Annotated in this window: 27 protein-coding genes and 2 pseudogenes; 17 read left to right on the top strand and 12 right to left on the bottom strand. The window is 41.7% G+C overall.

Going from position 1 to position 21,047, the window contains the following annotated elements; genetic code table 11:
* The first annotated feature begins 206 nt into the window (after positions 1-206).
* From MKP07_RS07830 to MKP07_RS07815, 4 genes are read left to right on the top strand one after another with little or no spacing between them, the layout of a single operon-like run.
* Positions 207-758 carry a hypothetical protein gene (locus tag MKP07_RS07830; RefSeq protein ID WP_240846448.1) on the top strand — a complete coding sequence of 184 codons (552 nt, stop codon included), beginning with the start codon at positions 207-209 and terminating at the stop codon, positions 756-758.
* The gene (locus MKP07_RS07825; protein WP_240846445.1) at positions 698-1,300 is read left to right on the top strand and encodes a hypothetical protein; all 603 of its coding nucleotides are present in this window, start codon (positions 698-700) and stop codon (positions 1,298-1,300) included. The genes MKP07_RS07830 and MKP07_RS07825 overlap by 61 nt, the downstream gene beginning before the upstream one ends.
* Positions 1,297-1,878: a carboxypeptidase-like regulatory domain-containing protein gene (locus MKP07_RS07820; protein ID WP_240846444.1), complete on the top strand. Its 582-nt coding sequence runs from the start codon at positions 1,297-1,299 to the stop codon at positions 1,876-1,878. The genes MKP07_RS07825 and MKP07_RS07820 overlap by 4 nt, the downstream gene beginning before the upstream one ends.
* 35 nt (positions 1,879-1,913) lie before the next feature.
* Entirely contained in the window at positions 1,914-3,821 is a 1,908-nt protein-coding gene (locus MKP07_RS07815) for an alpha-2-macroglobulin family protein (protein WP_240846442.1), read from the top strand.
* Positions 3,822-4,100: 279 nt separating this feature from the next.
* On the opposite strand, the pseudogene MKP07_RS07810 reads toward MKP07_RS07815, so the two are convergent.
* Positions 4,101-6,118: pseudogene (locus MKP07_RS07810) on the bottom strand (outer membrane beta-barrel protein).
* A gap of 551 nt (positions 6,119-6,669) precedes the next feature.
* Between MKP07_RS07810 and MKP07_RS07805 the strand changes: the two are divergent.
* The 7 genes from MKP07_RS07805 (at position 6,670) to yidD (ending at position 10,975) form a co-directional block, all read left to right on the top strand.
* On the top strand, positions 6,670-7,833 hold the full coding sequence (locus MKP07_RS07805; RefSeq protein ID WP_240846440.1) for an aldose epimerase family protein: 1,164 nt from the start codon (positions 6,670-6,672) through the stop codon (positions 7,831-7,833).
* 234 nt (positions 7,834-8,067) lie between these two features.
* A complete protein-coding gene (locus MKP07_RS07800; RefSeq protein ID WP_240846438.1) occupies positions 8,068-8,670 on the top strand; it encodes a Crp/Fnr family transcriptional regulator in 603 nt (200 codons plus the stop codon).
* Positions 8,671-8,771: 101 nt separating this feature from the next.
* On the top strand, positions 8,772-9,422 hold the full coding sequence (locus MKP07_RS07795) for an NADPH-dependent F420 reductase (protein ID WP_240846436.1): 651 nt from the start codon (positions 8,772-8,774) through the stop codon (positions 9,420-9,422).
* Between the two features lie 279 nt (positions 9,423-9,701).
* Positions 9,702-9,938: a hypothetical protein gene (locus tag MKP07_RS07790; RefSeq protein ID WP_240846434.1), complete on the top strand. Its 237-nt coding sequence runs from the start codon at positions 9,702-9,704 to the stop codon at positions 9,936-9,938.
* Entirely contained in the window at positions 9,914-10,243 is a 330-nt protein-coding gene (locus tag MKP07_RS07785) for a hypothetical protein (protein WP_240846432.1), read from the top strand. The genes MKP07_RS07790 and MKP07_RS07785 overlap by 25 nt, the downstream gene beginning before the upstream one ends.
* A gap of 240 nt (positions 10,244-10,483) precedes the next feature.
* Positions 10,484-10,714, top strand: a complete 231-nt coding sequence (locus MKP07_RS07780; RefSeq protein WP_240846430.1) for a hypothetical protein — start codon at positions 10,484-10,486, stop codon at positions 10,712-10,714.
* Positions 10,715-10,975, top strand: coding sequence for a membrane protein insertion efficiency factor YidD (gene yidD / locus MKP07_RS42250; protein WP_394803540.1), 261 nt, complete (start codon positions 10,715-10,717; stop codon positions 10,973-10,975).
* Positions 10,976-11,004: 29 nt separating this feature from the next.
* Here the strand turns inward: yidD and MKP07_RS07775 are convergent, their stop codons facing one another.
* Genes MKP07_RS07775 through MKP07_RS07765 form a run of 3 tightly spaced genes read right to left on the bottom strand, consistent with a single transcriptional unit; the run spans position 11,005 to position 12,641 of the window.
* Entirely contained in the window at positions 11,005-11,526 is a 522-nt protein-coding gene (locus MKP07_RS07775; RefSeq protein WP_240846428.1) for a hypothetical protein, read from the bottom strand.
* 33 nt (positions 11,527-11,559) lie between these two features.
* Positions 11,560-12,345, bottom strand: coding sequence for an ImmA/IrrE family metallo-endopeptidase (locus tag MKP07_RS07770; RefSeq protein WP_240846426.1), 786 nt, complete (start codon positions 12,343-12,345; stop codon positions 11,560-11,562).
* 47 nt (positions 12,346-12,392) lie between these two features.
* The gene (locus MKP07_RS07765) at positions 12,393-12,641 is read right to left on the bottom strand and encodes a helix-turn-helix domain-containing protein (RefSeq protein ID WP_240846424.1); all 249 of its coding nucleotides are present in this window, start codon (positions 12,639-12,641) and stop codon (positions 12,393-12,395) included.
* 184 nt (positions 12,642-12,825) lie between these two features.
* On the opposite strand from MKP07_RS07765, the gene MKP07_RS07760 reads away from it, so the two are divergent.
* Positions 12,826-13,665, top strand: a complete 840-nt coding sequence (locus MKP07_RS07760) for a hypothetical protein (RefSeq protein WP_240846422.1) — start codon at positions 12,826-12,828, stop codon at positions 13,663-13,665.
* Between the two features lie 83 nt (positions 13,666-13,748).
* On the opposite strand, the gene MKP07_RS07755 is transcribed toward MKP07_RS07760, so the two are convergent.
* The 5 genes from MKP07_RS07755 to MKP07_RS07735 all read right to left on the bottom strand — a co-directional run bounded on the left by MKP07_RS07755 (position 13,749) and on the right by MKP07_RS07735 (position 15,963).
* Entirely contained in the window at positions 13,749-14,375 is a 627-nt protein-coding gene (locus tag MKP07_RS07755) for an HIRAN domain-containing protein (protein ID WP_240846420.1), read from the bottom strand.
* A gap of 25 nt (positions 14,376-14,400) precedes the next feature.
* A complete protein-coding gene (locus MKP07_RS07750) occupies positions 14,401-14,592 on the bottom strand; it encodes a hypothetical protein (RefSeq protein WP_240846418.1) in 192 nt (63 codons plus the stop codon).
* 26 nt (positions 14,593-14,618) lie between these two features.
* Positions 14,619-15,017 carry a HipA domain-containing protein gene (locus MKP07_RS07745; protein WP_240846415.1) on the bottom strand — a complete coding sequence of 133 codons (399 nt, stop codon included), beginning with the start codon at positions 15,015-15,017 and terminating at the stop codon, positions 14,619-14,621.
* A complete protein-coding gene (locus tag MKP07_RS07740; protein WP_240846413.1) occupies positions 15,014-15,355 on the bottom strand; it encodes a hypothetical protein in 342 nt (113 codons plus the stop codon). The genes MKP07_RS07745 and MKP07_RS07740 overlap by 4 nt, the downstream gene beginning before the upstream one ends.
* A gap of 284 nt (positions 15,356-15,639) precedes the next feature.
* A complete protein-coding gene (locus tag MKP07_RS07735; protein WP_240846410.1) occupies positions 15,640-15,963 on the bottom strand; it encodes a helix-turn-helix transcriptional regulator in 324 nt (107 codons plus the stop codon).
* A 447-nt stretch (positions 15,964-16,410) separates the two neighbouring features.
* On the opposite strand from MKP07_RS07735, the gene MKP07_RS07730 reads away from it, so the two are divergent.
* The 3 genes from MKP07_RS07730 to MKP07_RS07720 are packed head-to-tail and all read left to right on the top strand — an operon-like array spanning position 16,411 to position 17,659.
* The gene (locus MKP07_RS07730) at positions 16,411-16,812 is read left to right on the top strand and encodes a hypothetical protein (protein ID WP_240846407.1); all 402 of its coding nucleotides are present in this window, start codon (positions 16,411-16,413) and stop codon (positions 16,810-16,812) included.
* Positions 16,809-17,213, top strand: coding sequence for a hypothetical protein (locus MKP07_RS07725; protein ID WP_240846405.1), 405 nt, complete (start codon positions 16,809-16,811; stop codon positions 17,211-17,213). The genes MKP07_RS07730 and MKP07_RS07725 overlap by 4 nt, the downstream gene beginning before the upstream one ends.
* Positions 17,165-17,659, top strand: a complete 495-nt coding sequence (locus MKP07_RS07720; RefSeq protein ID WP_240846403.1) for a HEPN domain-containing protein — start codon at positions 17,165-17,167, stop codon at positions 17,657-17,659. The genes MKP07_RS07725 and MKP07_RS07720 overlap by 49 nt, the downstream gene beginning before the upstream one ends.
* A gap of 109 nt (positions 17,660-17,768) precedes the next feature.
* Here the strand turns inward: MKP07_RS07720 and MKP07_RS07715 are convergent, their stop codons facing one another.
* The 3 genes from MKP07_RS07715 to MKP07_RS07705 form a co-directional block, all read right to left on the bottom strand.
* Positions 17,769-18,314 (bottom strand): RNA 2'-phosphotransferase, encoded by a 546-nt coding sequence (locus MKP07_RS07715; protein ID WP_240846401.1) that lies wholly within the window; start codon positions 18,312-18,314, stop codon positions 17,769-17,771.
* A gap of 199 nt (positions 18,315-18,513) precedes the next feature.
* Positions 18,514-19,467 carry a Gfo/Idh/MocA family protein gene (locus tag MKP07_RS07710; protein ID WP_240846400.1) on the bottom strand — a complete coding sequence of 318 codons (954 nt, stop codon included), beginning with the start codon at positions 19,465-19,467 and terminating at the stop codon, positions 18,514-18,516.
* Positions 19,468-19,469: 2 nt separating this feature from the next.
* Positions 19,470-19,838 carry a Gfo/Idh/MocA family oxidoreductase gene (locus MKP07_RS07705; protein ID WP_240846397.1) on the bottom strand — a complete coding sequence of 123 codons (369 nt, stop codon included), beginning with the start codon at positions 19,836-19,838 and terminating at the stop codon, positions 19,470-19,472.
* A 241-nt stretch (positions 19,839-20,079) separates the two neighbouring features.
* On the opposite strand from MKP07_RS07705, the pseudogene MKP07_RS42245 reads away from it, so the two are divergent.
* A pseudogene (locus MKP07_RS42245) lies at positions 20,080-20,714 on the top strand (SPFH domain-containing protein); the annotation flags it as partial.
* Complete coding sequence (locus MKP07_RS42240; protein ID WP_394803636.1) at positions 20,700-21,038, top strand: SHOCT domain-containing protein; 339 nt, start codon at positions 20,700-20,702, stop codon at positions 21,036-21,038. The pseudogene MKP07_RS42245 and the gene MKP07_RS42240, both read left to right, overlap by 15 nt.
* The last annotated feature ends 9 nt before the right edge of the window (positions 21,039-21,047 follow it).

Genomic DNA, 21,047 nt, shown 5'->3' with positions numbered 1-21,047 from the left:
AAGTATTCTACCAGAGAAAAACAAAGCCTTTTGAGTTTGAAAGCGATGAACTATATGCCAATAGCAGCATCGGGCTAAATTGGCAAAAATGGGCCGGGGAGCTGGCTTTGGATACTATGGCTTATTACAGGTTTACACATCCCAACCAATTATACATTACAACGGAGCCTGCCAGGGACAGTATTACACAGTTTGCTCCCTTTGTTATGAAGGAGGGAAATTTTGAAGCGGTTAATATTATTTATGTAGACGAGGTACCGGTTTTTTACTACAATGCGCAACAACTGCAGCAGTATGCATTTGCCATTACACCAGGTGTCCATAGTATCCGTTTACGTACGCCTGGCTATGAAATATGGATAAAAGAAATGTTCTTTAGAGAGGGTGTAAAGACTACATTTAGCGTGGGGGCTGATATAACTAACCGGCAAGTGCATGTGGTAAAAAGAAAGCCTGTTTTAGATGATTCGGAAGCAGCCAGGCTAAACCGGTATATGATTAAAGTGATGGATAATTTTGAAGGCGCTAAGGCCTTTGTGCACGACGATAGTGTTAAACTATGGCTGAACCCGCCTCCTTTACTGGGGTCGAGAGGGCATGACAGGCTTGTTGGACCATTAAAAAGCAGTTTGCTTTATTTTCAATCACCTGCTGTTAACCAGGCTTTTTCAAAGAGGCCGGTTACACATACACATTTTTGCCGGGACTTATCAAGCAAAAATCATATAAAGACCTGTATGCTTTTGATACTTCATTAAGCAGCAAACATGTTTTGGCAGAAGCCTATCAGCAACAGGTACTGAGAAACAAAGACTATGACAGCATCTGGAATGAGTTCCTGAATCTGCGAAGCCGCACCACGCAATTATATCAAGGAAAGATGGACTTTGATACCATCGCCGGGCGCTTGAAATACGCTATCGACACTGCATTCACCAATCGGTTGCCGTATGTGAAAAATATTCTAATCAGCAACCCGGCAAAACCGCACCAGCTTTTAATATTGAATGGTAATAATAATGCAACCCAAACCCTGCCTGCAGGAAAATATGATATACTGTTTCTTTTACAGGATAATCGTTATATGAAAGTAACAGCGATAGAAGTACGCCCAGGAGGGATTAATTACTATAGCTGGAAGTCCCTTACCATTAATAGCGCCGATAAATTCAGTAAACAACTGGATACAAATATCAAGTCGGAAAAAATCTCAGGAACTATGCAGTGCAAGTGCCCAAAGAAACCATCAGCTTATTTAACAGTAAGGATTTTGATTTTTCGCAATTTAGAAACACAATGACAGGCCGTGCGATAGATGCATCGACAAAATTACCCATTGCGAACGCCAGTGTTATTATTGACGGCTTCGCAGCCGGTGCGTTCACCAATGAAAAAGGACTGTTTAAAATAAATGTTCCACAAAAAGGGAAGATTGTTATCTCCATGGTAGGCTATTCTGAGCTGACTCTTAAAACAATCAATGGCAATGTAGGAGATGTAGAACTTACTGCCGAACAGGGCCAATTGGAAGAAGTGGTTGTGGTAGGTTTTGGTACTAAACAAAAGAAAATGCTAACAGGCTCGGTTGCTTCTGTTAGCAGCAACGAACTTTCAGACACAACCATAGCCGATATTGCAGACTTGATGCAGGGAAAAGTAGCCGGTGTTATGATACGGGGCTCCGGCACGATGGCTGCTAGTCAAAAACCCTTACTCATCGTAGATGGAGTTCCTTTTGAAGGTGATATCAATAGTTTAAACCAGAATGATATTGAAACATTAAATGTGATAAAATCGGCTGATGCTACAGCTATTTATGGGGCCCGTGCAGCTAACGGGGTGGTGATCATCAAAACAAAAAAGGAAGCACCATCATAAACGAGGCCGGCGCGCCGGAGCCCGGAGCACAAAGAATGCGTACCCACTTTTCTGATGAAGGGTTCTGGCAGCCCAGGTTAGTAACAGATGTAAAAGGAGAAGCTTCTTTTACAGTTACTTTCCCTGATGATATTACCAGCTGGAAAATAAGAGTTATTGCTATCAACGGTAACCAACAAAGCGGCTACCTGGAGACGTCTATTAAATCTTTTAAAACACTGAGCGCCAATTTTACATCGCCCTTGTTTGCCATAGAGGGTGATAGCATTAACGTGATCGGCAAGCTGATGAATTATACACCAATACCGGAGCGCGTAAACCGGGTATTTAAATTTAATGGCAGGGAATTGCGTAATGACAGTATTAGCGTGACCAATGCACATATAGATACGGTTATGGTTACAGTGAATGGAACCGACAGCCTCAACTTTGAATATACCTTACAACAACCCAATGGGTATTTTGATGGGGAGCAAAGAAAAGTACCGGTTTATGCAACAGGAGTGAAAGAGACAGAGGGCCGTTTTTTCTACATGGAAAGGGATACAACAGTGCGGTATACATTTGATAAAACCAAAGGGCCGGGCACTGTGAGAGCAGAGGCATCCGTCTTCCCTGTACTGCTGGATGAAATGCGCCAGCTGCGCGACTATGAATACCTGTGTAACGAACAGCTGGCCTCCAAATTAAAATCTTTATTGCTTGAGAAGAAACTAAGAACCTATTTAAAAGAACCGTTTAAATATGAAAAGCATATCATGGATGTTATAAAGAGACTAAACGAAAATAAGACCATGCAAAACCTATGGGGATGGTGGCAGGGAACAGCCGAAGAACCCTGGATCAGCCTGCATGTAGTAGAGGCGCTGCTAATGGCCGAAGAGCAAGGGTACAAAATACAATTGAACAAAGATATTTTGTATAGATACCTGCTGGGTAAAGTAGCAGATGCAGGCGCCAGGGCCGATATGAATATGATCCGGTTATTGCAGGTGGTGGATCACAACCATAGCGTTAAAGATTGGATAAAGCTGAAAGAGTCCGACTCGCTCTATAAAAAACGGCAGAAGAGTTTATACGAATGGATGCAGCTGGCGCAACTTAAACAAATGGCGGGCATACCCGTAACAATGGATTCTTTAATAAAGTATAAAAAAGCCACTATGTTTGGCGGACTATACTGGGGTGAAGAGCGATACCATTTCTGGAACAACAGTATACAAAACACATTGATGGCGTATAAAATTTTAAGAGCCGATGGCGGTCACGAAAAAGAGCTATCCAGGATAAGACAGTACTTTTTAGAACAACGCAGAAACGGCCAGTGGCGTAATACCTATGAGTCTTCTTTGATCCTTGAAACCATCTTACCCGATTTATTAAAAGAAGGCGAAAAACCAAAACCGGCATCGGCACAAATAAACGGCGAGCGCATCAGCACATTCCCCTTTGAAAAACAATATGCAGCCGGAGAGAAAATAACGGTTAGTAAACAAGGCAATATGCCAGTATACTTTACGGCTTACCAGCAATTTCAAAACAGGCAACCGGAAAAAGTGTCGAAAGATTTCGAAATGCGATCTTACTTTATGCAAAACGGATTTGAAACAAAAGATTTAAAGGGAGGAAAAACAACGATCCTGCGTGTAGAAGTAACAGCCCGTGCCGATGCGGAGTATGTAATGATAGAAGTGCCAATACCGGCAGGCTGTAGTTATGAAAACAAACGACAAAGCTTCTGGGGTGTAGAAACCCACCGGGAATATTTTAAAAACAAAACATCCATCTTCTGTGCAAAGCTCGGCCAGGGTAAATATGTATTTGATATTGAATTAATGCCGCGCTATTCGGGCGTGTATAACCTTAACCCGGCTAAGGCAGAGATGATGTATTTCCCCGTGTTTTATGGAAGAGAGGGCATGAAGAAAGTGGCGATAAAATAATGACGGGATAAAATGCTTACAAGATCTTGTGAATAGAGACTTAAAAAGTAAGAAAATTTGGAAGGGCAAAATAAATGAGGCAATGACATAAAGAATCGTCTTTTCGAGCGGAGCACAGCGTAGAGAGAAATCTCCCGTCTTTCAGCAGATTCCCCGCCAGCGTCGTCCCGATAGCTATCTGGGATCGGAATGACGTGGTCCCGTTTGTGAAAAAGAGTTATTTGCAATTAAAAAAGCAGCTCTTACAAAAATAAAAAATCTTCACCTCTGTTCTAAGTTTTAATTCGATACATCATTGTTATTAATACCGCGGCGGCTCTTTTTAACATCATCTTTTAGCTTACCGAATTTGTAGTTAACACTCATACCAAACCTCCTGAAATAGTCGCGGTTGGTATTGACTTCTCTGAAGTTATAAGAGATAATTTCAGTACGGTTATTACGGTAGGTGTTGAAAGGATTGTTTACATAGGCGGATAGCGAAAGTTTTTTATTCAGGAGGGATTTGCTCACACTAAAATTAGTAGCCACATAACCATTAATGGTTCCCTGTATTTGAGCGGGCGCCAGGTTTTCGCTGTAAAGATTAAGGGAGGCGGTAGCTAACCAATCTTTTTAAAGGTATAAGTATTGGATACCGATGCGTTGTACAATGTTCTTTGTGTTTTGATATCGCGTACATCTACCGCGCTCTCAATCCAAAAATGAGAAACGCTGCCATTGACAACCGTTCTCAGCGATTTGGTAATAGCCAGGTTAAAGTTAGCATTCAGCATCAGCGCATCAATTTTGCCAGAGTTTTCATACGTAGTATAAGTGATCCTCGACACCGAATCATATCTTGATGTTTTAAGATCCAGGTTATCAGCAAATGCATAAGTAAGGCCAATGTTTACCGATTGCTTTTTGTTGATGCCATAGCCCAGATCAAAGCTATGCATGAGCGAAGGCTGTAAGTCCGGGTTACCCGATTCAATAAAGTTGGGATCAGAGCGATCAACAAAGGGGTTTAAACGGTTGATACCCGGGCGTTTTAAACGTTGATTATACCCGATGTTGAAATAGCTGCCGTTCTTGTTGTTTTTATTAATAACGATAGACGGAACCAGGTTAAAGTAATTGTTTTTGATGGTGGTTTGTGTAGAGCTGAAATCAATATCGGTATAGGTTTGTTCCAGCCTGGCGCCAAATTTAAAGCTCCAGGTTTTTAAAGCAAAGGAGTAGGTGTTATAAGCCGATAGTATGGACTGTTTATTTTCAAATTCGTTTTGCCGGTCTCCATCAGCTATAAACTGTTCCAGAACGGGATCGAATTCAAGTGTATTAAAATGGCTGTTGTTCTCCCTGAAGATGGCTTTAATGCCAGCCTCCATTTTTACTTTCTTAATATTTTGCACATAATCCACCTGGCCGGTTTGTTCAATAAAAGCGGTGTTGTTAATTTGATTAAAATCGGGCAGCGCATAATTGATCGTATCATAAAAAGTATTTTCCACGTTACTGCGGGTTTTATACTGCATATACCGATAAGATACGGTAAGCAATCTTGCTTTGTCTTTTTTAAATCCCAATTGGTAGTTCAGTCCGCCATCAAATCCATTCCCGTTACCCTTGCTGTCGGTCTGCTGCCTGAACTGCTGTGTTTCATCTTCCAATAGCAATTGCGAAAATCGTCCGTACTTGCTTTTATTCAGCGACCCGTTGAAATTGAGCTGCGCGGTTAGCAATTGAAGCGAGTCGATATCGTAGCTAAACTGGGTGCCGATATACCGGCCATGACCATTTCTTTGAGTGTTTTCTGTAACGTTCAGTGTAGAAGGCACTGCGCCGGTGGTGCTTCTGTAGGTGCTGCCATCAAACGACGGGTTATAGTAAAGATTACTGCCTCCAAATAGCTCAACTCCGAATTTTTTATGAGTAGCTGTAAAAGACAAACCCGCTCCGGGTCCGCCATTGGGATAAGCACCATTGAGATTGACATTTCCTTTATAGCCCTCTCCTACTCTTTTGGTAGTAACAATGTTAATCACACCACCCAAGCCTTCCGCATCATATTTAGCAGGAGGCGTCGTATACACTTCAATGCTCTGTATGCTTGATGCAGGCAGCGATCTTAAAAAACTTTTAGGATCATTATCTACCATACCGGATGGCTTTCCATTGATCAATATACGATAGCTGCTGCTGCCTTTCATGGTAAGGTTTTCCTGTCCATCAACGGCAAGGAACGGCACTTTACGCATAATCTCCAGCACGCTGCTGAACTTGCTTTCAGGGTCTGCTTCGGTACTGTACACCAGCTTATCAATCTCACGCGTAATTAATGGCCTTGAGGCCGTAACCGTTACGCCCTTTAGCTCACCGATGTTTTTGAAAGTGTAAGCGTCCCCAGGTCCATTGTTGCTGCCGGTTCTTTATCGATGCTGATGGCTTTGGTAAAAGGCGCATAGGCCGTACTGGTAATTTGAACAGCGGTTATAGCTTTTTTAGTAGTTAATTGAAAAATACCCGACTCGTTGGCAGCCCCGGTAGCAATAACAGAATCTTTTTCATTAACTTAATAGTAGCCCATGCCACGGGATGCTGTAAGGAATCAACTACTTTTCCTTTTATAATAACGGGGTTTGTATACTGTGCAAAAGCAGTAGAAAAACAAATAAGCAGTATCAGCAATAGGGCGCTGTGTATAGTAAGGTTTTTGCCATGCTGCAAACCTAGCCCGCAAACAGGGCCAGTGAAACACCCCGTCGGTAAATGGCAGGTTTTATTGTGTTAACCGACAGATCAGTCCGGTAGCGGTTTGTGAAAAGAGCTCAACAAATCTATTCAAACGTTGTAAAAATCAATTATGCGCACGATGGTGTATCTTGCCCAGATGAAAATTGCTTTGCCCCCTGTAAGCTATACAAAAGCTATCGTACGTTTATCTGGTATCCTTATTGGTATGTTGTTCACATTGGTGGTAACCGCTCAAAAAGCACGACCCGCCTACCTGGATCCTGCAAAATTTGATAAGGAAGTCAATGGTAAAAAAACAGGCATTGCTTTCTTAAGTAATAAAAAGGGCATGCAGGTAGCTATTACTAATTACGGAGCAAGATTGGTGAGCGCGGTGATACCCGATAAAAATGGCAAGCCGGTAGATATTGTAGTAGGCTTTAATTCTATTGATGAATATATTAAGGCAACCGGCCGTAATTATGGTGCCACGGTAGGACGATATGCCAATCGTATGGCAAAGGGACAATTTACGTTGGATGGAACAACCTATCAATTACCTCTCAATAATAATGGCAATAACCTGCACGGCGGACCCCTGGGCTTTAACGAGCAGGTTTGGGACTGGGTAAAAGTTGCTGATCAATCGGTAACGCTTGCCTATTTGTCTAAAGATGGTGAGAACGGTTTTCCCGGCAATTTAAAAGTAACCATCACTTTTTCTTTAAGTGAGCAAAACGAATTAAAGATTGCCTATGCCGCCACAACCGATAAAAAGACCGTGCTCAATATCACCAACCATAGTTATTTTAACCTCGAAGGCGGCGGTAGCGTAACCGGCTACCAGGTATATGTAAACGCCGATCAATACATACCTGTAAATGAGGCCATGTTGCCCACCGGCGAAATAGCCCCTGTTGCTAACACGCCGTTTGATTTAAGAAAGCCTGCACTTGTCAGCGCAGTGGTCGACCAACCCAACCAGCAATTGCAATATGGGGGCGGTTTCGATCACAATTTTGTGTTGAACAAAAGAAAGGGTTCAAAGACGCCTGAATTAGCCGCTACCGCATTTAGCCCTAAGTCGGGCATCACCATGAAAGTGTTTACCACCGAACCGGGCATCCAGTTTTTTACAGCGAATACCTTAAAAGGCATGGATAAAGATCGAAATGGCAACGCGATCAACGCCCGAGAGGCCTTCTGTTTTGAAACCCAGCATTTCCCCGATTCGCCCAATCATCCCAATTTTCCTTCAACAGTATTAAAGCCGGGGAAAAGTTTCAGTCGGTAACGGTTTACCAGCTGGTAACGAAATAGAATGTGATGTTTAATGGGATAAAGAAATGAGACAATGCTATCCATAAATTATACACAAATATTTCTATAGAAAGTAAAGCGCCTACATATATAGCATGGTAAATGAAATATGGAGGTTTTAAAACCCTTCTCAACTTAAGGCTGGTACCGGCTGTTAACAATATTCGAAGAAGTTCAATGCCGCCAGGAATTTTGATATTTTTGCGCGATGAAAACCGAGATCCGGCAAAATTCTATAGAACCCCTTATCCAGTACTTCGAGGGGCTAATGCCCTTGAATGGTGAGGAGAAGAAACTGGTAATGGAACTTTTCAAACCACGGCTGTATCGAAGGCGACAATACATCTTACAGGAAGGAGACGTATGCAACCACATGAATTTTGTAGTGCGCGGTTGCTTAAGAATGTATAAAATTGATGAAAAAGGGAATACGCACATTATTCAATTCGCATCAGAAAGTTGGTGGACGACCGACATTGGAAGCTTTCATGGAAGGATGCCCTCCAAACTTAATATAGACGCGCTTGAGGACACAATGTTGCTCCAAATTAGTCATGAGCATTTAATAGCGCTTTACACCAAAGCGCCAAAATTTGACCGTATTTTTAGAGTGCTGATCGAGAATAGTTATGTGGGCTTACAAAAGCGAATGCTGCAAAGTATCAGCTCTACAGCAGATGAGCGCTATGACTTATTTTTAAACACCTATGCACATTTGCTCAATCGGCTACCGCAAACCCAAATAGCTTCTTTCCTCGGCATTACGCCCGAATTTCTGAGTCGTATTCGTAATAAACGCCTAAAGTCTTAAACTACATCAATACTATTTCTTGACACAGTTCATTGGAAGGGGCTCTTGTACGGGTGCATCTTTGCACTATACAATTCAATCACAATTTAAAAGAAATAGTAATGACAACGAATCAAAAAGTAGCCATCATTGGCTTAGGAAACATTGGCAAAGTAGTAGCCAAAAATCTGGTAAACGGTAACCGGCCCGTAATTATTGCCAGCAGAAAGTTAGAGGATGCACAAGCGTTGGCTGCTGAATTAGGTAGCCTGGCAACCGCTACAGATACTGCAGCGGCGATCCAACAAGCAGATGTGATCATCTTATCTGTTTGGTTCAATACCATTCAGGAGTTTTTCAAAACCTATGCTACAGCGCTTCAGGGCAAAATCATTATCGATCCATCTAATCCCATTGCACCTGATGAAAACGGTGGGTTTAAAAAAATCATAGGGGAAAATCAATCAGCAGGGCAATTGAATGCGGCCATCCTTCCACAAGGTGCAAAACTAGCAAAGGCCTTCGGCACATTGGGAGCCGCTTCTCTGGCAAAGGCATCTGCTCAAACATCAGAAAAAGCAGTACTGTTTTATGCAACAGACGACCATGCTATTGACGGTATCGTAGAGCAATTAATTGCAGAAAGTGGCTTTGATGCCGTAAAAGTGGGTGGTATAGACCAATCCATAAGAATTGAAGTATTCGGAGACCTGCATGAATTTGGTGCCATTGGCAAAGTAGTAACAGCAGCTGAAGCAAAAGCAAAATTGTAATTCATAAAAAAGAATAGACGATAGAAATTTTTCAGTTAATCAGGGAAAGACGTGGTGAAAATACCTCATCACGATTTTCCTTTTTTATGAGCCCATCCTGCAACAGGGTGCATATTTAAGCAGTTGGTTTATAGCGCCTTAGTTTGCTGTTTACAATAATTTACAATGTTTACATTTTAATTTACAATCTTAATTCTTCAAGCTGAAAGGATCAAAGTAGTTTCGCCTTGTTCCACCTTGCAAGGAATTAGATCTCTGTTAATTAAAAAAACAAAAAATATGAAAAGAGTTATTTATGCGCTGATTGTACCGCTGGTGGTGGTAAGCGGACTGGTATTTGCGAATCGCGAAACCCCAAAGGAAAACGCTCAAAAACCGACACCCAAGCCACTCTCTGCTGCTGAAATAAAAGCAGAAGAAGTGAAAAAATGGGAGGCTACCCCTGGCGGTATAGCGTACACAAAATGGACCGCGTCTCCGCAAGGTAAAAAGTGCTGGCCAGTGCAGCTAAAGTAAGGAAGCATATTGTTGATTCTACCAGTATGGAGGCGGTTGTTACAAGTCTTTCTCTTCCGCCGGGCTCCCGGTTAGGTTTCGGAGTGATGGTGAGGATTGACGGTGACGATTATATTCTTAATTTTTCGCCGGAAAAATCTCAATTGGAGCCATTGCATAGCCTGAAGGTGAACGATAAAATAATCATCAGAGGCCATGCTGTATCGCACGCGCCTAAGTACTCCTATGCAATAGTAACGGGCGCCTATGTAGAACGAGGGGGTAAAATGATTTATAAACGCATTCCTCCAAAAGGTGGCTGTTAGATAGGGCTATTGTTTTTTTGTTCTCACCTTTAGAATATAGGGCGTCGGTCTTGCCTGCCCGTCTGGTCGGCCAGGCGACGCTCTCCGAAGGAGTCCTTTGACCGTTTGGCGGTGGTGCAGGCGGCAGCGTTATTTTACTTACCAGTACTTTTTTGATCTTCAGCCTTTAATATTTGCTCTTACGGTTTTCCGTAAATCTCTGTTGTTGGGCCACTATATTTTTGTTTGAAAATAATAACAATGAAGACCTACAAAGTAGTGCCCTACGTGGCCAACATTACGACAAAAGAAACAACCGGAACCGTAGCTCAAAAATTAGAAATACTTATCAACGATTTTGCCGCACAGGGCTGGGCATTTGAATCAGTAGAAAAGTTTGAAACAGTTGTAGACGATCCGGGTTGTTTTGGTATTAATGCTAAAACCAGCACCACTTTCTTTCAGTTGGTTATATTTTCTCAACCCGCTTAAATGCGCTATTCTTTACTTTTTGCAATACAATTGTATTGGCTGCTAGTGCCTAAAAAAAGCAGGAAACGTTGCGTCTTTAAAGAAACCTGCAGCAAATATGTATATAGAATAGCCCGGCAACAGGGACTACGCGCGGGTATAGCAGCGCTAAACGATCGCCGAAAAAAGTGTAGACCCGGATATTATTTTATTAATGACAATATGGTGCGTATGGCAGATTGTTGTATCGTACCCGCCGAAATGTTGAACAAAAGCGCTTAAGTAAACGGAGGAAATGCTTTAATCTGTTCTTAAATGATTAGCCATCTCCCCACGCCGAGCCGCTTTTCCATTTCAGCCACCAACTCCCGGTTGTTTTGAAAAACGATATTAGAGCGAATCAATTGTTGTAATTTATTTCCAGCCTCTCTCCTATTTAGCATACCGGCGGCAACCAACCTGTCAAAAATCCAAAGCATACCGTGATAGTCTATAGAACGCCTCTTCGCAGTATTGCGTACCACCTTATCGCTACTCAACAAAATAGCATTATGCTTTTCAGCAAAGTAGAGCACCGAGCAATCACTCTCCGAAAGAGACCTTGGATAATTATTAAGACGGATAATTTTTTGATCTACCTCGCCAGCAATATGAATGGTGAGCTTCTTTACAGAATGATAAACCTGCAACTGTTGCCGCTGTTCTGTAATCAGCTCGTTCATTACATTGATAGTGGTATGTACCTCCAACTCCATTTCAAAAAAATGGGTCAGCAATTGCAGTTCGTAAAGATCGATAAATATGCAGGCATCTGTTATAGCCACTTTTTCCATAAGGGCAGCATATTGGTGTATGTAAAGTTAACGCTAAAATGCCATCAGAAAATCTCTTTTAAAATCAGCCAGTTTTTGATTTTTGAGCGCCGCGGCCTTGCTCATTGATATCTGCTCTTCGGCCAGGGCACGTAATAATAATTGATCAAAACGGTTCGATTTTTCTTCCCCGTTGTAATCTACCGGCTCATCTACTTTCCAGCCGTTATTATTCATGATGAAGAAAAACTGTTTAGCATAATGGTCATTAATAATGCCGCAGACTTTAGCGCGCATTACAACTGCCTGCATCGAAATACCATACTGGGTTTTAATATGCCCCAGCTCCTGCATATACAGCCGGGTGCGATGTTGCCCCAATTCTCTTATAATAGCTTTTTCAGGCAATAGCATGGCCCCGGCAAACTGGTGGCAAAGGGTTTCAACCTGTTTATTGGTGAGTGATGGGCCAAATTGTAGCAACAAGTGCCCCAGCTCATGTAGCAGGGTGAAGCGAATACGATCGGGCTTTACTATTTTACGACTGTTATAAGCTATTACCGGAATAGTTTTGTTAACGGTGGTCTGTAATCCATCAAATCCCATATCAGCATCCAGCGGCACCACTTTTATATGTTTATCTTCCAGTAGCTCTACTATATTAGAAATAGGATCATCGCCCAGGTTCCATTTTTTGCGTAGCTGCAGGGCAGCTTCATTTACATCTGCATATGCCTCTACCTCTTTAAAATCCTGTAACGGATTTTTAAAGTTTACCGGCAATGCCAGTATTTCTTCCAGCTCCAGGTAGCGGCTCAGGTATTCACGGGTTTGTTCCACAATGCGGTCATCTTCCTTCGAAGCAACGCTCTTCAGTTTGCGGTACTCTATTGTACCAATTTCAACATGGGTAGCACGGGTAAAAAGTCGGGACGTACGTTCAGCGCGTCACTCAACCAGCCGGTAATCTCACTATCCGGCTCCACCTCTCCTTTTTCGTACCGATGTAAAGATTGCTTGGTTAATGAATGCCCTTGCTCCTTCAACACGTCTGCAAGATCCTGTAAAGAAAAACCATTGAGCAGGCGGGCAGATTTAAAGCGGGTAGCAAATAAGTTTTCACGTATTTTTTTCATTGACCAAAGTTACGAATTTATAAAATAAATGAAATTTGTAACTTTGTCCGTCCTTAAGAATTCCGCGCATATTTCTTTAGCTGAACGGTGCCGCAAGATTTTTTAGTTGGACACCTTTTGGCAAATTAATAATTCATGTTTTTAACTTTTCTTATCTCTGAGTAAAATTTTAAAATACAAAGTAATGGTCAGAATAGATAACATAACTAAATACGAATTAATGATCCGAAATGGATTGCAAGAGATATTTAACATAGCAAAGTTAAAAATGCAGCACAGTGGCGATCTTTTATTATGTCAGCAGAATGGAAATATAATGTTTAATAAAGCTGCGGTTGGTTTAGGAACTGATGGTGTTAATAACTTTCAAAAAGTCAACTCCATTATTTCTAAGGGAATCGAAGATATAACTGATGATGATAATTTAGATTCTATACGACTCGACGGTACGACAGAGTTTGAATTATCATTACACAAAGAGAAAGCCAATTATTTAAGCATATGGGAAAACAACTACTTTTTGAGAATCTTGACTCAAATGGTAAATGTTGCCAGTGGTTCAAGCTATGATTGGACACTTGACATGAGCAAGCTAACCCCGAATGGAAAAAATAAACATATTCGGGAACAGATTATTAATAGACTTGGCTTCGCTCCAAACTTTCGGCAAAGTATCAACGAAGCATACAATAGAAATGTAAGAAATGCGATTGCACATTCGCAATATCGATGTGTTCAAGGCGGAATTATATATGATAATCATGGAAGTGACAAGTATGCAAATTTGGAGGGCTTATGCTTTGAAGATTGGGAGAAAATGTACGTTATGTCTTATTTCTTATTTGCAGGTATATTTCAATCCTTGAAGCAAATAAAAGATGAAATTTATATCCCACTAATTATGAAAACAATAGGGGGCGGTGTCCCTGTAAGAGTATATGATCCATCAACGGGATGGTTTGAAACTTATTTATACCCAAATAAAGGAGGAGATGTATGGAGATTTACGAAAACAAGAAAATAAATATAAAACTTGGTATACCAGTCCTAAAATGTAAATGAATATATGCTAACAGGAGTAGTGGGCTTAATTGCTCTTTTTTATTTTCAAACCGAAACTTTCACAAAAACCCGCTTTACAATACCATTTTGATCAATAGCCTTAATTGTTAAGCGTAGCCTGTTGGTACCGGCATCGTGAAACACTTTGCTATGGTACTTTTTTATGTATCCAATTTCCTTGCCGTTCTGCAACAATTTTACTGCAAGTTTGTCTTTAGGATTGTCCGGCTCTAATTCATATTGCAATTCTTCCCCTATTTGAAAAGTCCCTTTGGGCAACTGTAATTTTGAAAGTCCTGCAATTTCAGTCAAAAAGTGTAAATCAGGCACAAATTTATAATCCGCTAAAAACTCAAAGTTGTCGGTAGCAACGAGGCCTTGAGTTTTACCTAATAAATAAAATTTATCATGCGCTTTGTCGGAGTCAACCTCCCAAAATTTGTAAAAACTGCTAATATCGGGTCTATCGCTCTTTGTCAAACGTTGTCCAAATATTTCAATAACATTTCCGTTATACTCTTTAGTAAGATCCTGAAATTCAGTATAAGGAGAAAAGCCCTCTTTTTCCTGTAATTCAATAGCGGAAGAAAAATATTTAAAAATATATCTCCCATCGGATGCTTTCGTTAAGTCTCCAACTGCTGCACGCCTATCACCGCGCCTTTTCGCCATACCACATATATTTTATCAAATTCTGTCACGGAAATAATTGGATAATTGTCTCAAAGCGCGAAGTTAACAATTTTAAAATTAGGTTTCTCCTGTTGTCTGGAATACGATATTCAGCCCATTTTTCAGGAACAATAGCATCTATTCCATCTAAAATGTTCTGTACCAGCTCTGAATTCCAATTCTTCAGAAACTTTGAAGCCTTTGTAACTTCTTCCACATACGATGAGTTTAACAATTCCTTAATCAAATCATAATGAGAACATTTTTTGTTATTCCAATGCAGCTCGGACTTTCCATTTTCAAGATATTTTTTAATTCGGCATCGTTCTTAAGCAATATATCAATCCTATTATTATTTAATTCCCGTGCAAGGGAACTACCGCTATCGTAGATTGGGGCTGTTTTCGAAACTTCTGTATGTATCAATTTATAAACCTTACCCTTTTTAGATAGTTCATTCTTTTTTCTATCAAACATCCAATGATAGAGTGGTTTTAGTAACAAGGGAAGCTTTTTAAAACCCTTAACCTTTACATTATCTTCCACTTGTTTTAATGCCTCTGATAAGAAGGTGGTTTTACCAATAAATGCCCAATTTTCCTGATGTCTGTCAGTATTGCTTATAACTGCATCAAAAATCAACGTCTGAAAAAGAACGGCAAATACTGGGAAAGGCTAAAATAATCCAGCGTTTCTGTTAATAACTGAAAAGTATATTCAGTTCTTGTTTTATAATTCTCAGGTAAAAAGTCAGAATTTATCGCCGTCATAAACCTGCCTATTTCTATCAATTGTTCCTCATCTGTAACTGTCATCTTCGGACTAATACATCCTATTTCTCCATCGAACACAGCCACATCGTAGCGAAGCATATCCAAGCCTAAATATTTACCCAACTGATATGCAATAACTTCATTCCAGAATTCATACTTATAGTGCTTTTCTGGCTTACCATCTTTCGAAGGTTTTTTTCCGAACATTTAAAATAGAACTCCTTGCCAAAGGAGTTTTGCAAAATCTTTTTAGCCCTGGTACCGCCACTGCTATACCATGATAGCTCCTGCCAATCAGAAGCATCTATAAATTCTATATCAATTCGGTGACCATCCATTCAGCGTAAAAAGTAAATTTGAGAAGGTTAACAATAAGACCCTATTATAAGTAGGAATCGAATTTAATGAAATTCACTTTACATTATAATGCAACAATTAATTTATTTTTTAAGTAGCCATCAATCTATTTTAACCTTCTGCAGCAACACTTGTTATTTTTTACCCTTCCCCGTCCGCTTTCCCTTTTCGGCAATCACCGCTAATTCTTTAAGCATTTTCTTTTTCTCTCCTGTTTCAATTTCTTTGGTCGATATAAAAAAATCTTTCAGGTCCCGATCAAGCGTTAAGGCAATACGAAAGAAGGTAGAAAGCGGCGGTTGTATGGTGTTGGTGGCCCATTTGGATACAGTTGCCGGCTCATAATCTAACGCCTCAGCAAGCTCTTTGTTAGAAACTCTTTCTTCTTTTAAAATAACTGCCAGCCGGTTCATTATGATATGTTCCGGCTTGCCCTTTGGTTTAATTATTTTACTCATCAGGCTATTAAATTGTTCTTAAAGCACACAATATAGAGAAATGTAATTATTTTACTTTCAGTCAAAAGAAGCGTTATAAAATATATTATTGTTATTGTGTAACAATTTTGTTATATTGCATAACAATTAAATTCTATAATTCATGACCTGATAATTATACGATAAAATATAAAAGCGCATTTGCTTTATTCCCGATTCTGAAATTACGACATATCATTGATCTCGGGAGAATAAGGTAAATCGCTCGCGTTTTCCTTATTTTTAAGGTTCAGGCGTGGGCGTTCTTATTTGAGATCAGGGTGTCGTAACCCTCAGAATCGGTAAGGACTAACCCACGTCTTTTTTATGCACTACCGGTTGGTCCGTTCGCCTGTTCATCACCCTAAAACGCTACACTATGGCAACCACACACCACCGCAAACAAAAACAACAAAAGCCCGAGCTGAAATGGCAAACCGGCGCTTATGCCCGCCAGGCGCAGTTCTCTTTTATTTTGCCGTATCCTTTCTTGCTGCTCTGCAAGCTAATGGAGGTAACCCCAAAAGGCTGCTCACCGATTTTATGGATAACCTGGCCCATAGCAGCTGGAACAGCGAGGGCCGCGATGCAGCCAAAGCACAGCTGGTAGAATATTTTATAGCTCATGGCTACGGGCAGCAGCATTATACCGCCGCCGATATCCGCAGCCTGTTTAAAGAAATGGATGCCATAGGCCAGCTGTATCCCGATAAAGGAACCACTAAAATGATAAAGCGCTACACCCAATGGCGGGACAAGCACTACCATTACTCATTTAAAAAATGGTATCGGCAACTCAGACGCAGCCATCCAAAAAAGGAGGAACTATGAAGCCGGTTAACCTCAACCCCGAAGCATTGGAGCAGCTGCAGCAGGTTGCCGCCATTATTGTAAAACAGGCGAGCCTGGATAAGATATGGCTGCTGGGCAGCACAGTGCAACACCAGCACTATGAAAGCATCTTTCACGATCCGGCAGCATCCCAACAGTGGTTATCCGGCTGTACGTTGTTGATCCTATTGCCCGAGCTTGCGCATAAAGAGCCGCACCAGTGGCAGGACCAGATAGAACAGCATTGCAGCCCGTTATTGCACGTAACCACGCTGGTACAGGCCTCCGCAACTTTTATCGAATGGCTGCGGGCGGGTCACCCTTTGCGGTGCGCGTATGGCAACAGGGATCTGTGCTATATGATGCGGGAGCTATTCACTACGAAGCTATACCTGAGGTGACAGAGTCCATTACCAACCCAACGATCATTAAAGAAGGTTTATTAAAAGCCCGCGAGTTTTTAGCAGGTGCGGAGCTGTACCGCTTGCGGCAACAATATAAAATGGCGGCATTTATGCTGCACCAATGCGCCGAGCAGGCCTTGCAGGCCCTGCTAAAAGCGGGAACGGGTTACCATTCTCAAACGCACAATATCGAGCGATTATTACAGTTATGTTGTCTCGTATCGCCCCAACTAGCCAGCTTATTTCCGCTTCACACGGAAGCAGGCAAACGCTTGTTGCACCTGTTGCAGAAAGCCTATATCAGCGCCCGTTATGCATCAGACTACAGGGTAAACGATGGGGAGCTGCGAAGCTTAACGGGCAAAGTGGAAGGGCTGTTGGATGTAGTGGTAGAGACTGAATGGGCATTAGCGGACAAGGAAAGCGAAGGAGTGTTGGTGTAAATCAATGCCCTTCTTTATCGTCATCCCGACACCTGCGAAGCTGGGGAGGGATCTGCTGAAAGAAAGGAGATTTTTTTCCGCTACGCTCGAAATGACGAACTGAAGGAGGTTAAAAAGACAAATATTTTGCAGGCACATGATCCGTTAGCCATACACCATTATCAGATAAATAAAAAACAAAACCATCACGATGCATTTGCGCTGTTAATACCGAAAACACAAACGGCTTTCCATGTCTTTGCCCTACCTGTACTGCAGTGGATTGCTTGGCACTCAGGTGTACATGCTGGCGTTGCTGTTTGATTAAACCTTGTTCTTTTATGGATGAAACAAATCGCTCTGCGGTGCCGTGATAAAGAAGATCCGGCGGTACCTGCACCGATAAAGCCAGGTCTACGTCAATGGAATGTCCCTGGTTGGCACGGATCTGATCCTTTTGGTCATTAAAGCTAAATCGCTTTTTGGTATTGGTGGCTACAATGTGTTCTAGTAGCTCCCGGTTTAAGGTGATCCCCTTTTGATTGCACTTGTCAATTAGTGGGGTTACATCTGCCCAGCCGTTTTCATCCAGCACGAGGTCAATGGTTTCCGGCTGGTGACGCAAAACCAAACTTAAAAATTTGCTGATCCTAACTGCTTCTTTTTCTGTGATCATACCAACGAATTTGTTTAATCTTTTAACCAACGATGATATGCCGCTCCTACAGAGCTCACCCGCCCGCACATTTATTCTTCTATTTCTACCTATATTATCGTCCCGTACGGGACTTAATACTGGTAAAAAACACCCTCCAAAGCAGTTAGCCCTGTAGGGGTGGCATATTAAAAATAATTAAACAAGAATAAATTCTAACCTATAACTTGGGCAGCTTATATCCATTATGGTAAGGCGCCATCATATATTGTTTGTTGAGTTGGCTATTGGTGAACTTGCCTCCTGCTTTATCCCAGGTTACTTTTTCCTGGCTGCGGAAAGCTATATTACCCATCTGGCAAACAGTGGCAATATGTGCGCCGGTTTGTATAGAGCAATTAAGGTCGGCCAGTTTACGCGAACGAATAACCGACACAAAATTTTCCATGTGCTTATCCAGCCCGTTATCGGTGGGTGTTTTACGCGGTACGGAAACTTTCTTTTCACTGCGCTTTTCTTCTATTACCTGCCAGCCGCCACGGTCCAGCTCCAGCGTGCCGTTGTTACCAATAAAAGCAATGCTATGATCTTTACCGTAGTTGCCATTGTCAATACCCATGGCATGGTCCCAAACAATATTAAAGCCATCAAACTCATACAGGGCGGTCAATGTATCGGGGGTTTCCTGGTACAGGTCGGGGTAAGCAAACCTGCCGCCTAAAGCAGAAACGGTTTTAGGCACCGGCGCGTTCATTCCAAAAATAGCATAGTCCATCAGGTGCACGCCCCAGTCGGTCATTAAGCCACCGGCATAGTCCCAGAACCAGCGGAAATTAAAATGGAAACGGCTGCTGTTAAAAGGCCTTGTTTTAGCTGGTCCCAGCCACATTTTATAATCCACGCCGGGAGGTGGTGCGCTGTCGGCCACAACCGGCGCGGGTTTCATCCAACCCTGGTAGCAATTTACCTTAACGGTTCTTATATTACCCAACTGCCCGCTATGCACCAAAGCAATAGCATCCCTGAAATGCTGCTGGCTGCGCTGCCATTGCCCCGCCTGCACTACTTTATTATATTTTTCCTGGGCCGCAACCATCGCGCGACATTCCTCGATCGAATTACCTACGGGCTTTTCTACATAAACATCTTTGCCGGCTCTCACAGCGTCTATCATTATTAATGCATGCCAGTGATCGGTGTACCAATAATCACCGCATCTATATCTTTATTATCCAGCAAGCCGCGGTAATCTTTATAGGTTTTTATTTTACCGGTGTCAATATTTTTGCCTTTCAATTCTTTCAGGCGATCGTCTAACACGGACTGGTCCACATCGCAAAGCGCTACCAGGTTAACACCGGCAATTTTCATTATGGACATCGTATTAGACCAGCCCATTCCTTTGATACCGATCACACCAATATTGATTTGATCAGCAGCGCTGGTAATAATGCTGGAAAAATTTTGAGTGTTGAATGACTGTAGCGCAAATCCGCCTAGCGCAAGCATAGAGCTATTGGTAAGAAACTTTCTCCTGGATGACATGAGCAATCTGTTTTATTCAATTATTTAAGAGAAGGAAAGTTAGCAAGAAAAAATGTAAAAACAACAATTATTAATAATGCGGAAAAAATATTACAGAAGATGTAAAATTTTTGTCAACAAAAGTGAAATAGGTGTATCCGTTACCAAAAGATTGTATTTTCACCCCCAACGTATCTGAAAAGCAAAGACCTGTGAATATGAAGAATCTTGCAGGACTACATATCTAAAAATAGATAAAATAATGAGCTTACCATTTATTGAGATCATAGAAGAAATTACGCCGGATCCAAATTTGCTGATGTGGAAATTTGCCGATGCCGATAAGGAAATTAAAAAGGGCGCACAGCTTACCGTTAGGGAAAGCCAGGCGGCTATGTTTCTGAACGAAGGCCAACTGGCGGATGTTTTTACGGCCGGGCGTCATAAACTAAGCACCCAAAATATCCCGGTACTGTCAAGACTAAAAGGATGGAAATTCGGGTTCGAAAGTCCTTTTAAGGCAGATATCTATTTTTTAATACCCGCCATTTTGTGAATAATAAATGGGGAACGCCTGCTCCTATTTTAATGAGCGATCCAAAGTTTGGACAGGTGCGGGTGAGAGCGTTTGGGAGCTTTGATATACGGATAAATGATGTGGCTACCTTCTTTCGTAAATACGCGGGCTCGTTTAAGCAGTTTACTATTTTTGAACTGCAGCATGAGCTAAGGGATTATATCGCGCCTAAGTTTGGCGAAGTATTGTCCAATGAAAATATTACGATCACCGATGTAGCCGGTAATATATCGGAACTAAGTAAAAAGATTGAGCCGCTGTTAAGGCCTTATTTCGAACAATTCGGTTTGGAGCTGACACAGTTTATGGTGACTTCTGTTACCCTGCCTGATGAAGTAACGGCTTTTTATGATAAGGTTACCAATATGAACATGGTAACGGATATGGATAAATTTACGCGTTTCAATACTGCTAATGCTATTGGCCAACCGGGTACCGCTTTGAACGATGCTACACAAACGGCATTGGCTATGGGCGCTATGATGAACCAGGTGCAGCAAGCAACCAATCATCAACCCAACCCGGCACCACCGGCAGATGATCTTACTGCCAAACTGCAAAAGCTAAAAACATTGTTTGATAATGGGCTGATTGACGAACAGGAATACAAGAGCAAAAAAGCCGAACTAATAAGCCAGTTATAATGGAAGAAA

It is taken from the genome of Paraniabella hibiscisoli, from assembly GCF_022512515.1.
Classification (GTDB): domain Bacteria; phylum Bacteroidota; class Bacteroidia; order Chitinophagales; family Chitinophagaceae; genus Niabella; species Niabella hibiscisoli.
The sequence above is the reverse complement of the archived record's forward strand: the minus strand, read 5'-3'. Positions and strand labels throughout refer to the sequence as shown.